This window comes from Dyadobacter sp. CY312, assembly GCF_021390535.1.
Classification (GTDB): Bacteria; Bacteroidota; Bacteroidia; order Cytophagales; family Spirosomataceae; genus Dyadobacter.
This window is the reverse complement of record NZ_JAJUXG010000008.1, coordinates 71,531-84,453: the sequence shown is the minus strand read 5'-3', so window position 1 is coordinate 84,453 and position 12,923 is coordinate 71,531. Positions and strand designations below refer to the sequence as shown.

The window sequence follows — 12,923 nt, the reverse complement described above, 5'->3', positions numbered from 1 at the left end:
CTAAGTGTCTTAGCCTTTCCTGCTCATTTTACAAAAATTGTGAGATGAACCCTTCCTAGCTAATTTAAGCTTGAAAAATAATTACTTTAGTAGCAAGTGAAACGAACGAATGATGAAGTCAAACAAAGAATACTACAATCTGGAACAGCTTCGAAATACGGAGTTGGTGAAGAAACACTTAGAAGAATCGAAGAAACATCCGCTTACATTGGAACAGGTACAAGCAGAGGTATTGCGGAACTCGCAGGACAAAAAGTATCTCATTACGATATAGAGGATATTGAAAGGAAAGTTACGTTTGAATATGCCAAAAATAATGGACTTTGGATTGAAAGCATCTACTCATTAGGTAGTCCGCTTACAGGAGGCGGCAATGAGAACACACTTGTTCTAAGTTTTGAAAATACCACTCTTTACAAAAGCAATAATCTATTCAATTCGAACAATTCGATCGTGCAGTTACTTGGCCAAACGGTAGCTCACAACCTTAATTTCCCGGATACAAAATACGAACTAGCTGGCTTCACTGGTTTTTCTAATGGGTTAAAAAGAGCTCCTTATATTGAAGTCGTCTTGAAACAAGATTACATTCCCAATTCTACTCAGGCCAGCCCAAATGAAATCCAAAAATTTATGACATCTCTTGGATTTTCTAAGATTTCTGAGATTTCATATCAGAACGAGTTTTATATCGTATCAGACTTATTTCCTAGAAACGTGTTGAAAACCGCCAATGGAGGTATTGTAGTGATAGATAATATAATCACGAGCAGAAATTAATACTGTATCTGTCTTTCAGAAAATTGCAAATACCAAGATTTAGAAAAAGCAAGTCTGCAATTCTAACATTAAATATTAAATTTGCAGACTAAATATTAATATTAGCTAGTATAAAATCAAAATAATCATTTATAAACCTCCAAAATCCCCTTCAAATTCTCCAAAGTATCCGCTTCCGCAGCCTTCTTATCCTTCCTCCACCTTAAAATTCTTGGAAATCGAACGGCGATACCGGATTTGTGTCGTGACGATTCGTTGATTCCTTCAAAACCAATTTCAAAAACCAGTTCAGGTTTCACGGTTCGGACCGGGCCGAACTTTTCGAGCACGTTTCGTTTGATAAAATAATCTACCTGGCCAATTTCAACATCGGTAAGCCCGGAATAGGCTTTTGCAAAAGGAACCAGTTTACCATCTTCTCCCCAAACAGCGAAGGTGTAATCGGTAAATAATTCAGCACGGCGGCCAGAGCCCTTTTGTGCATAGATCAATACTGCATCTATACTCAGCGGATCAATTTTCCATTTCCACCAATCGCCTTTTTTTCTTCCAACCTGATACGTTCCGCCTTTTCTTTTGATCATAAAACCTTCCGCAATGTTCTCGCGAGAAGTCGGATGAAGATCATGCAATTCGCTCCATTGCGTAAAGCTCACCAATGGAGAAAGGTTGAAAATGCCTTGTTCAGGAAGACTTTGATAAACTTTTTCCAGCTCGGCTCTTCGCTGGAATTGGGTCAAGCTTCTTATATCTCTTCCATCAACTTCCATTATGTCGTAAGCCAGAAAAGCGACGGGAGCTTCTTCCATCACTTTCTTGGATAGATTTTTCCTTCCGATACGCGTTTGCAAAACATTGAACGGCATGGGTTTGCTATCTAAATAACTAACGATTTCACCATCCAGCACGGTACCATTTGGCAAAACTGAACTCAGAAAATGCAGTTCAGGGAATTTATCTGTTGATAACTCCTCACCTCTCGTCCAGATGAAAAGCTCATTATTTCGATAGATGATCTGTGATCTGATTCCATCCCATTTCCATTCTACAAACCAGTCTTCCGGATTTCCGAGATTGGATACATCGCCTTCTATCGGATAGGCAAGAAAAAACGGATAAGGCCGCGATGCATGATCGTTCTCGCCTTCATCAAGAATAAGGTTTTTGAAATTTGTGGTTGAAGGATCCCAGTTTCCCATCACCCTGTGAGCCACCACACTCGGATCGGTTGATGTTGCTTCCGCCAAAGCACGAACTACCAGCGTCTGAGAAACCCCTATACGGAAGCTGCCCATCAAAAGTTTATTGAAAACAAAAGTTTCATGCTGAGAAAGTTGAGACCAGGCTTGCAGAATGTGATCATGCTTCTCTTCATCGGTCATTTTCGGTAACATACCCAGGTAATGAAACCACTCCGTTAATGATTTATCCGAATCCTCTGCTCCGTTTCTAGGTAAAATCAAGGAGATTGTTTCGCCAAGGTCTCCGACACTTTGATAACTTTCCTGAAAAAGCCACATGGGAATATTCGCCACTGCAGCGGCCCATTCCTTCACCATTGTCCGGTTTACCTTAAACGAAGGCCGTCGACCAGTGAACAAAGTAAGTGCCCACATTTTATCCTCATCCGATGCCGAAAGGAAATAGTTCTTCATCAACTCTACCTTTGCATTGGTTTTGTTGGTCCGATCAAGATTCATGAAGAGTTCTGCGAATTGTTTCATTGTTGGCTGTGAGCGATTAGCTGTTAGCTATTAGCTTCGTTGGTGTTTTGAAAAATAGTCTGCTATTCTTGACTAACCCAATCTGTTAACCGTTAACCGATTAACCCTTTACCCCCTTCCTTCGTCCTTTCTCCATCCTCCCCCTGCCCTAAGCCCTCCGCCTCTTCCTCGCCCCCATACATGGTCGTTACCTCTCCTGCCTCGACTCCATTTTCATTTAACCATCTTGAAAAAATACTGGTATAACCATGTGTAACATAGACCTTCTCAGCTCCGGATTCCACAACAGCAGTATTCAAATCCGGCCAGTCGACATGATCGCTTAATATAAACCCCTGATCCACAGCTCTTCGGTTTTTCGCGCCTCGTAGTGCCATCCAGCCGGAGCAATAGCCAAGTGAATATGGATTAAACTTCCGTATCCAGGTACTGCTATCCACCGAAGGTGGTGCCAGAACCAATGCGCCGCGAAACAGTTTCTTGTCTGTATCTTTGGTCACCAAGGTCAACTCTGGCAAGTCGTGGCCAGCTTCTCTGAGTTTTTCGTTCAAAATATAAATGGCTCCGTGCGCGTAAATTGGTTCATCCGGCAACTGGATACCTTTCAGAATCCGTTGCATTTTTCCCAATGAATAACCCATCAGAATACTGGCTTTGTCTTCCTTTTTATTTTGGGCAAACCAATTGTCGATTTCAGAGAAAATTTCTTTTTGTGGTTGCCATTTATATATAGGCAATCCGAATGTAGATTCAGTTATGAAAACATTACATTTCACAGGCTCAAAAGGCACCGCAAATCCATCATCTTCCAGTTTATAATCACCACTCGCGACCCAAACTTCTCCCTGATATTCCACCCTGATCTGTGCAGATCCAATAATATGCCCGGCAGGATGAAGCGAAAAAGTCACCCCATTGATCACGAATTTGTCTCCGTACTCAACTGTCTGTAATGAAATATCAGAACCCAAGCGCAGTCGTAAAATCGCCTCGCTGTCTTTGTGAGCGAGATAATGCTTACTTCCCCAGCGAGCATGGTCGCTATGTGCATGCGTAATGATGGCACGATCCACAGGTATCCATGGGTCAATGTGTACATCTGCCTGAGCGCAGTAGATACTTTTTCCAGTAAATTGTAAAAGAGGTTGTTTGGGCATAACTACACATTTAATAAAAGTGTGCCAATTTTATTAAATCCGATTTCTGACAATTGAACCTTTCATACAAGTAATTACAAACCGGATTAAGACCACCCCTTTCAACTCATTTCTTACTACTTTTGCCCATATCCCTTTTTCAATGCTCTACTGAAACAATGAAGGAATTTATCATGCGTCGTATACTTTTGTTGATTTGGCTTACCGTTGGTTTCATAGGATGTAAAACCAAAGAGAGAGATTCTAATGAACAAAACTCTAAAAATTCCAGTCAGAATTTCTTCAAAGAAAGAGTTGAGATAAAACATGCAAAAGGATTTTCTATTGAGTACTTTGACAATTATAAGATTGTCAAAATCATTAGTCCATTTGAGAAAACGACAGATACGACTAAATACATTCTGGTGCAACGGGGCACGACTGTTCCCGATATTTTGAAAAACAATACCGTTATCGAAATGCCAATCCGTAGCCTTGCACTCACGTCTTCCATGCATATAGGATTGCTGAGTTATCTAAATTCCGAGCACGTTCTCACCGGATTGAGCAGCTTGCAATACGTTTTTTCACCAAAAGTAATTGCGATGATTGATTCCGGGAAAGTAGCTGAAGTGGGAAAAGATCAGGGTATTAATGAGGAAAAACTCATTTCCATCCATCCCGACCTGATTATGACTACCGGTAGTCCGTCCTCAAAATTGGAACATTACCAGTTACTTTCAGATGCCGGAATACCGGTGATCAGCAATTCGGAATGGGTAGAAAATACGCCATTGGGCCGGGCTGAATGGGTAAAACTCATGGCTGCGTTTTTGAATGAGGAAGCATTGGTAAATGAAAAATTTGCTAAAACCGAAGCTGAATACGAAAGACTGGCGAAACTTGCGGGAAGTTCGAAAAACAAACCTTTGATACTTTCGGGACTGAATACGAAAGACGTTTGGTTTATGCCAAATGGGAACAGCTACATGGCTCGATTTTTCAAAGATGCTGGTGGCAATTTCCCGTCGCAGGCCACCAAAGATGCCGGTAGTTTGCCGCTCAGCTTTGAATCGGTTTATCCCACTGCGCTTAAAGCGGATTTCTGGGTCAACGTTGGTTTCGATTCACGTGATACCAGAAACAGCATCCTCCGCCAGGATAAAAGGTATGCTGATTTTAATGCTTTTAAAACCGGCAAAATGTATAGTTACAACAACCGAACAAACTCCCGTGGCTCAAACGACTTCTTCGAAACCGGAAATGTAGAACCTGATGTAGTACTGGCCGATTTGATCCACATTTTTCATCCTGAATTGCTGCCGGATCATACAACTGTTTACTATAAACAACTGAAATAACATGGCTCCATCGGTTTCACATAAAGCCATATTGACAGGACTTGCTATACTTGTCGTTTTCTTTTTTGTATTGGATATTATGCTGGGCTCAGTTAAAATCCCGTTTGACCAAATCCTGAAAATTCTAACAGGACAGCAAACAGATAACATTGCCTGGATTTTTATCATTGAAAAAATAAGATTACCAAAAGCGGTAACGGCTGTACTTGTAGGATGCGGTTTGTCTGTAAGCGGATTGCAAATGCAAACGCTCTTCCGCAACCCGCTTGCAGGACCATCCGAACTCGGAATTACTGCCGGAGCCGGATTGGGTGTTGCTGCTGTAATGCTGGCAGGGGGAAGCAGCGCAAGCATTTACGCCATCCGCCAGTTGGGAGTATCGGGCAGCTGGCTCATAATCGCTATGGCGTCATTGGGCTCTGCTCTTGTTCTTTCAATCATTTTATTGATAGCCGGGAGAATACGTGACAATGTTATTTTACTTATTGTTGGCGTCATGATTGGGACCATTACGCTTTCGGTTGTGAGTATATGGCAATATTTCAGCCAGCCTGAGCAATTGCAGGAATACATTATGTGGACATTCGGTTCACTTGGTGGGGTTACGCAATACCATTTGTATGTACTATCCGGAGTGGTTTCCTTTGGCCTTCTTATCTCTTTCGCTTCTTCAAAGGCACTCAATGGATTGTTGTTGGGGGAAAATTATGCAAGAAGTATGGGACTAACGATCGGGCGGACACGGCTCATTATCCTGGCAAGTACCAGTATATTAACAGGCAGTATAACAGCATTCTGCGGGCCAATAGGTTTCGTCGGAATTGCAATTCCTCATATTACGCGCTCGCTGTTAGGCACATCAGACCACCGCATTCTCATTCCGGGAGTGTGTCTGGTAGGAACTGTATTGCTACTCATTTGTGACATTATCGCACAAATGCCCGGAACTCAAACCGTACTTCCAATCAATGTTGTAACGTCGCTTCTTGGAGCTCCAGTGGTGATCTGGGTTATTATCAGTCGGAATAATTTGCGATCTTCCTTTTCATGACCGAACCAGTTATAAAAGCTACCGATTTATCCATTGGATACAAATTCAGGAATAAAGCACCCAGAATTATTTCGACCGGGCTTAACCTGCAATTGTTTCCGGGTGAAATGGTGTGCCTGCTCGGACCAAATGGAGCCGGGAAATCAACCTTGATGCGAACCATTGCAGGATTACAGCCTACAATTTCTGGTGGAATTGAAATTGACGGAATGCCATTAGCAGCACTTGATCCCGGTGAACTGGCAAAAAAACTTAGCCTTGTGCTTACAGAACGTATCGAAGCCGGAAATCTATCAGTTGGAGAAGTGGTAAGTCTGGGAAGGATTCCCTACACCGGATGGCTTGGGAAATTAAGTGATCTGGATCAGGATAAAATTAACTGGGCACTTTCAGCCACTGAAACAACCATTTTTCAGCATCAAAAAATAAACCGCCTTAGCGACGGCGAGAGGCAAAAAGTAATGCTGGCCCGGGCTCTGGCTCAGGATACATGTCTTATTTTGCTTGATGAACCAACGGCACATCTTGATCTGCCTAGTCGGGTAGAAATGATGCGGCTTTTACACCAGCTCGCCCGACGCATGAATAAGGCCATTTTGCTCTCTACGCATGAGTTGGACTTGGCGCTTCAAGCGGCTGATAAACTTTGGGTGATGAAAAATGACGGATCTTTAATTACTGGAACTCCGGAAGACCTCGTCCTGAATGGTAGTTTTGAAGCTGCATTCACCAAATCGGGGTTTTACTTTGATAAAAGTTCAGGAAGTTTCACCATTCATCAGGAGCCGTCTTCGCTAAATGTACATGTATCAGGAGATTCTCAAATTGTATTCTGGATAAAGAGAGCCTTGCAAAGGGAAGGAATCACCGCTTTGGAAAATGAGTCAGCAGATATCATAATAAATGCGAAGGAAGATAATGGTGCACTGAAATTGGCAATCAGCTGCAACAGTGAGATTGCTACACATACCTCCATAGAAAGTCTAATTAATGCACTGAACCTTTTAAAGAGACCTCTTAATTGAGAATTGCACTTGCTCAGATTCAATCTTGAAATTATGGCCGTTCTGAAACCTGAAACCATAATTCATCGTTCCATTTCGTAGATCATCATCTGTTATGCTAAACAAAAACATGAAATACATTCTTGCCGCAATATTCACGTTGCTCATCGGGTACATTTTATACGATTCGTTTTCGCAACCTACCACAGCGGATCTGAAAGGCAATTTCAAAGAGACTGCGATATACAGAAATGAAAATAACACCGGGCCAATTGTACGTATTTATGCAGTAACCGTGACGGGCTCGCCTTGGGAAGAAATGCAGAAATATGGTGATTTGATGCCTTACACGAAATACGGTTCTACCAAGGTTTATTTCTTTGATCAAACAAAACCAGCACCCGCAAGTCTCGTACCTGGTGCAGAAAACTTTGACGCCCAGTTCAATTCAAATTGCCTGGCCGTTTATGAGAAGGATCCAAATGGGCAGGTGAAATTTACCAGAGAGCCTTTTAATTGACAGACGTTCTGATTATCGTTTAATAAATAAAATTCAAAAAAATGACAGCGCTTGACATCGTAAAAGAATACTATACACATTTCAACAATAAAAACTGGAAGGGAATGCTTGATTTACTTCATGAAGAAATTCGTCATGAACCCAATCAAGGTGATCCTCGTATCGGAATTGAAAAATTCACAGAATTTATGCAAATGATGGATACTTCTTACGAAGAAACCCTTACAGATATGGTATTTTTCAGTGAAACCGGAAATACGCGTGTGGCTGTTGAATTCACAGTAAACGGAATTTACAAAAAAGGCGAAGAAGGATTTCCTGAGGCACAAGGACAGACTTACGTGTTGCCTGCTGCTGCTTTCCTGGAAGTGAAAGAAGGCAAAATCAGCCGCGTTACTACTTATTACAACCTCCCCTTGTGGATTAGTCTTGTTTCATAATACGATGAAAGAGACACTCACTTTCGTAACAAAAAGAGGTCAGGAGATCGAGTCAGTATTTGATGATCTTGCAGCGTTACGCATTGCCGTTTTTCATGATTTCCCTTACTTGTATGATGGAACGGTTGCGTATGAAAAGGAATATTTAAAAACATATTCATCGTCTGAAAGAGCTTTTTTGTTCGCCGTGTATGACTACGACAAAATGGTTGGCGCAACTACCTGCATACCATTGCTGGATGAGACAGCAGATGTGCGAAAACCATTTGAGGAAGCCGGTTTTGACCTGAATAAAATTTTTTACTTCGGAGAAAGCATACTCTTGTCAAAGTACCGGGGAATGGGTTTGGGACATCGCTTTTTCGATGAAAGAGAAGCACATGCCAGAAGCTTTCAGGAATATAATCTGACTTGTTTTTGTTCGGTGGAAAGAGCTGATAACCATCCAGCCAAACCTGTTGATTACCGTCCAAATGATGCATTCTGGACTAAAAGAGGATACAAAAAGGAAAACGCATTGGTCAGTTACATGGAGTGGCTGGACATAGGCCACAATGAATCATCGGAGAAAGAGATGATTTTTTGGATGAGGGGATTGGAGTAAGTATTGTAACTTTCCCTTTTTTTAAGAGCTTACAAAAACCTATTTTTTTGCAGATGTTCTTATTTCTCTGACAACATCCTTAGAAACGCCGACTAGCTCTGCAATCTTATTATCATCGAATTCTGTTCCTTGTATCAGTGATTGAATAATGGCGATATTTCTTTTACTCTCGCCCTCTTCCATCCCTTTGATATACAGGAAATCCTTTTCAACCTTGAAAAATTTGCTGATGCTCTCCATTGCTTTTTTCGTTATGGGTTCTAATTTACGTATTTGTGACAAAACCCGCAATTGTACCATGTAACGTTTTAACGCAAAATCACTTTTCGTTGTTTCATGGATGCGATTAATAATATTGACTACTGCATTTTCAGGTTTCTCATTTTTGAAATCTCCCAAAATAGCAAAAATAATTTCCCCCGGATCGGCGGAATTAAGAAACACGTAATAGTCAATCTCACTCAGAATGATTAATCGAAATTCGAAGTTATGCCTGTCTGCTACAAACCTTACTGGCATTTTGGGTTTCTTTGGGCCAATGTAAATTACAAATTGCTCGACAGGAATCCGATATTTACGATAAATCATCAGGTGATACTCAGCCATCCTAAAAACCATATCCGGCTCATCAGAAAGTTGGATTTCAAGATGTAGAATAAATGTCCTCTGATCTCTGTCTGTAATCTTTTTGAGCACATCTGGCCTACGTTCTTTCGTATGCTGAATCTGGTCCGGTAATTCTTCTGAATGTATAGGATAAATATGAAGCAACTTGGTAATAAATGTCGGGATAATTGCTTCAATATTTTCTTTAAAAATGCGATCAAACTGACCGGATTGTCTCTTTGACATAATGGTTTACAATTACTATAAACATTTAAAAATCAGCAGCATAATCGAGAATCTTATATCGGACGAAATATTCAAAATTCAGTCACTCGTTGGAAGAAAGACTAAATCAATGGTCGACTATTGCTAACCGTTTTATCTTTGCAAAAAAACTGCATTCTACAATGTCCGTAACTATTTCCGCCGCTCAGTATCCAATTACAGAACATGCGTCCTTTTCAGATTGGGCGGCTTATATCGAAAATTGGGTTTCAGAAGCTGTTATAAAAGGATCTCAGCTGGTTGTATTCCCGGAATATGGCTCCATGGAGCTGGTAAGCATCTTTACTCCTGAAATCCGGACAGACATTCGGCGGCAAGTAAAAAAACTGGATTCCCTGAAAGACGATTTTTGTTCAGTTTTTGCAGAGCTCGCTAAAAAGTACAAAACCATTATTGTCGCACCAAGTATACCCGTCATCCATGAAAACCGGAATGTAAACAGGGTGTACGTTTTCTCAGAAAATGGTCTTGTCGGTTATCAGGACAAACTGTTTATGACCCGTTTCGAAAATGAAGAATGGGGAATTGAAAGCGGTGAAAAAACACTCACATTGTTCGAAACTTCATGGGGAAGTTTTGGGATTCAGATATGCTACGACGTCGAATTTGGCATAGGTTCACAGCTACTTAGCAGTGCTGGAGCAACACTCATTATCGTCCCAAGCTGCACTGAAACCATACGTGGAGCAACACGCGTACACATCGGGACCAGGGCGAGAGCTTTGGAAAATCAGGTTTATACAGTCGTTTCTCAGACTGTTGGCAATGCGGAATGGTCGCCTGCGGTGGATATTAATTATGGTTATTCGGCTTTTTACAGTACACCAGACACCGATTTACCGGAAGAGGGTATTGTTTCAACCATGGCTCCTCAGCAGGAAGGCTGGCTAACAACAGAACTTGATTTTTCTAAAATACAGGAAGTGAGAGCTAACGGGCAGGTTTTTAATTTTAAGGACCAACAAAAGATTGAAACCAACTTTACTGATCAGGAAATCAGGGTGATACGAAAAAGTATTTGATGGATGATCTAACCAGAAACGTTGTCCCCCTAATATAATATAGAATCTGTTTCTGTTGGTCTGATTTTATAATGCATTTGATAAAGTAGTTGTACGGCACTTTAAAAAGAACATTATGAACATAGGAAACATAGATATACTGGGCGACCAGGAGGAAACTTTGGGTACGGCAGAAGATCTTACAGAAGAAATTGTTCTGGAGACTCAGATAAGCGAACAACCCGGCAATCGGGTAAGAATCGAATTTGAGACATCTGGTGGTTTTTGCAAAGGATATTACGTGACGAATGAACTCGGTCGTGAAGAATTAACCATGGAACCAGATTCCGTCATTATTCTCACAGGTTTGTTTCCAGCCTACTACGGCACATACATCAAAGCATTAAACAGAGAATGGGTTGAGATTGACTTATCTGAAAAATACGAAGGTGCACCGGAATACAAGATTTATAACCGGATTGTAGAGCCCGGATCGGCACAGTAATATTTTTCGAATGACCAATAAACGAATGAGGCCGGATGAAAATCCGGCCTCGTTTGCATTAATTAGTTATGTTGAAGTGTAACTTGACAGCTCAAAAATAAAGTGCCTTTGTTTCTGCGTAAACCAATGCGAACAGAACAAATGAAAGTATTAAGATTACCAGGTCCCTGAACGATACTGATTTTTTTGAAGCTTCCATGCTAGTATTCAATTTTAATTCCTTTACGCTATGCTTGTATTCGCCGTTGTAAAAGAATGTTTTGGTTTAAAATTCTCAGTTGAGACGTACTAAGTATCCTCGCGTCACAATAGTTCTGCATAAAATTCGAGTCAGACACAGAAAAATTCTATCTTTTTTAACCTAACAAAAACAAACAGGCTCATAATAAATCAGTTATGATTCATTATGAGCCTGTAAAAAAAAGAAAAAAATCTGTTACGCAGCTATTTCTTTCTTTGCAATGATGTAATAAACCGGTATACCCAGCAACACGATGATCAGTCCCGGCCAGGTATATTCGGGTTTATAAATGATTAAGAGTATACAGAAAGCCAGTCCCATCACGATGTAGATAATAGGAAGGAAAGGGTAGCCAAAAGCTTTGTATGGCCTTGGAGCATCTGGACGTTGCTTACGTAGTATAAAAATCCCAACGATTGTAAGCATGTAAAACACCACAACCACAAAGGAAATCATATCGAGCAAATTACCGTATTTTCCGCTCAAAGCCCAGAGTGAAGCAATGACACACTGGATCCAAAGCCCAAATTCCGGAACCGAATTTTTATTCAACTCTCCCACTTTTTTAAAGAATAGACCATCTTTCGCCATTGAATAGTATACTCTGGCACCAGACATGATAAGACCGTTGTTACAGCCAAATGTGGAAATCATGATCATAACGGCTATAATGATGGTTCCGGCTCCGCCGAAAATAACCTGAGAAGCAGTAACACCTACACGGTCTTTGTCAGATGCTGCTATTTCCTGCAAGGACAAAACGCCTGTGTACATCACATTGGTGAGTAAATAAATCACCGTAACGATGATGGTCCCAAGCGCAAGGCTCAAACCAATGTTACGCTGTGGATTTTTGATCTCTCCGGCAATGAAGGTAACGTTGTTCCAGGAATCACTACTAAAAATGGAGCCTACCATAGAAGCGGCAATGGCGCCGAAAGCGGCAATGGTTGTATAGGATTCTATACTCCCGTCAATATTGAGCTTGTGCAAATCCCACATGGTAGCAGAATCCCAGTTCGCTGCCCATACTTCGGGTTTCATAAATAGTAAACCGAAAATGATCAACCCCAGAAGACTTAGTAATTTGGTTAATGTAAAGGTTGTCTGTATCACCTTTCCGCCATTTACTCCTTTTGTGTTAATAAAAGTAAGCAGCACAATGACGACAATAGACAGGAGCTGAGCGGGAGATATCTGAAGAAAACCGAGATCAATCGCCACAATGTCTTCACTGATTGCGGGAACCAGATAGGCTGTAAACTTTGCAAAAGCTACCGCCACGGCGGCAATCGTAGCCGTTTGAATTACGGTAAAAAAGCTCCATCCGTACAGAAAGCTGATCAGCGGATTGTATGCTTCTTTGAGATAAACATACTGCCCTCCCGCTTTTGGGAACATGGCGCTTAGCTCACCGTAACTCAGCGCCGCGGTAAGCGTCATAAAGCCGGTAATAACCCACACAAACATGAGCCAGCCAACACTGCCGGTATTCCTTGTAATATCTGCACTCACAATAAATATCCCCGAACCGATCATACTGCCTGCTACAAGCATGGTGGCATCTACCAGGCCAAGGGATGGTTTAAATGAGGTTGACTCTGCATTACTCTCTGTTGACATATATCGTTTAGGTTTAAAGGCTTGGGACTACATTGAGGTAAG

Annotated in this window: 13 protein-coding genes; 9 read left to right on the top strand and 4 right to left on the bottom strand. The window is 41.3% G+C overall.

Annotation, left to right across the window (positions count from 1 at the left end; genetic code table 11):
- Positions 1-96 precede the first annotated feature (96 nt).
- Positions 97-780, top strand: coding sequence for a hypothetical protein (locus LZG71_RS11695; RefSeq protein ID WP_233820643.1), 684 nt, complete (start codon positions 97-99; stop codon positions 778-780).
- Between the two features lie 125 nt (positions 781-905).
- Here LZG71_RS11695 and LZG71_RS11690 read toward each other — a convergent pair whose 3' ends face one another.
- Together LZG71_RS11690 and LZG71_RS11685 are read right to left on the bottom strand one after the other, a co-directional pair.
- Positions 906-2,504, bottom strand: a complete 1,599-nt coding sequence (locus LZG71_RS11690; protein ID WP_233820642.1) for an ATP-dependent DNA ligase — start codon at positions 2,502-2,504, stop codon at positions 906-908.
- Between the two features lie 92 nt (positions 2,505-2,596).
- Entirely contained in the window at positions 2,597-3,661 is a 1,065-nt protein-coding gene (locus LZG71_RS11685) for a ligase-associated DNA damage response exonuclease (protein ID WP_233820640.1), read from the bottom strand.
- Positions 3,662-3,819: 158 nt separating this feature from the next.
- On the opposite strand from LZG71_RS11685, the gene LZG71_RS11680 reads away from it, so the two are divergent.
- From LZG71_RS11680 to LZG71_RS11655, 6 genes are all read left to right on the top strand, one after another.
- Positions 3,820-5,001, top strand: a complete 1,182-nt coding sequence (locus LZG71_RS11680) for an ABC transporter substrate-binding protein (RefSeq protein ID WP_233820638.1) — start codon at positions 3,820-3,822, stop codon at positions 4,999-5,001.
- A 1-nt stretch (position 5,002) separates the two neighbouring features.
- The gene (locus tag LZG71_RS11675) at positions 5,003-6,052 is read left to right on the top strand and encodes an iron ABC transporter permease (protein ID WP_233820636.1); all 1,050 of its coding nucleotides are present in this window, start codon (positions 5,003-5,005) and stop codon (positions 6,050-6,052) included.
- A complete protein-coding gene (locus LZG71_RS11670; RefSeq protein WP_233820634.1) occupies positions 6,049-7,077 on the top strand; it encodes an ABC transporter ATP-binding protein in 1,029 nt (342 codons plus the stop codon). The genes LZG71_RS11675 and LZG71_RS11670 overlap by 4 nt, the downstream gene beginning before the upstream one ends.
- A gap of 109 nt (positions 7,078-7,186) precedes the next feature.
- On the top strand, positions 7,187-7,576 hold the full coding sequence (locus LZG71_RS11665; RefSeq protein WP_233820632.1) for a hypothetical protein: 390 nt from the start codon (positions 7,187-7,189) through the stop codon (positions 7,574-7,576).
- Between the two features lie 41 nt (positions 7,577-7,617).
- Positions 7,618-8,016 carry a nuclear transport factor 2 family protein gene (locus LZG71_RS11660; protein WP_233820630.1) on the top strand — a complete coding sequence of 133 codons (399 nt, stop codon included), beginning with the start codon at positions 7,618-7,620 and terminating at the stop codon, positions 8,014-8,016.
- Positions 8,017-8,020: 4 nt separating this feature from the next.
- Positions 8,021-8,620, top strand: coding sequence for a GNAT family N-acetyltransferase (locus tag LZG71_RS11655; RefSeq protein ID WP_233820628.1), 600 nt, complete (start codon positions 8,021-8,023; stop codon positions 8,618-8,620).
- Between the two features lie 39 nt (positions 8,621-8,659).
- Here LZG71_RS11655 and LZG71_RS11650 read toward each other — a convergent pair whose 3' ends face one another.
- Positions 8,660-9,472 (bottom strand): hypothetical protein, encoded by an 813-nt coding sequence (locus LZG71_RS11650; protein ID WP_233820627.1) that lies wholly within the window; start codon positions 9,470-9,472, stop codon positions 8,660-8,662.
- Positions 9,473-9,633: 161 nt separating this feature from the next.
- Between LZG71_RS11650 and LZG71_RS11645 the strand changes: the two genes are divergently transcribed.
- Both LZG71_RS11645 and LZG71_RS11640 read left to right on the top strand, forming a co-directional pair.
- Positions 9,634-10,533, top strand: a complete 900-nt coding sequence (locus tag LZG71_RS11645) for a carbon-nitrogen hydrolase family protein (RefSeq protein ID WP_233820625.1) — start codon at positions 9,634-9,636, stop codon at positions 10,531-10,533.
- A 115-nt stretch (positions 10,534-10,648) separates the two neighbouring features.
- A complete protein-coding gene (locus LZG71_RS11640) occupies positions 10,649-11,017 on the top strand; it encodes a hypothetical protein (protein ID WP_233820623.1) in 369 nt (122 codons plus the stop codon).
- A gap of 436 nt (positions 11,018-11,453) precedes the next feature.
- Here the strand turns inward: LZG71_RS11640 and LZG71_RS11635 are convergent, their stop codons facing one another.
- Positions 11,454-12,881 (bottom strand): APC family permease, encoded by a 1,428-nt coding sequence (locus LZG71_RS11635; protein ID WP_233820621.1) that lies wholly within the window; start codon positions 12,879-12,881, stop codon positions 11,454-11,456.
- Positions 12,882-12,923: the final 42 nt, after the last annotated feature.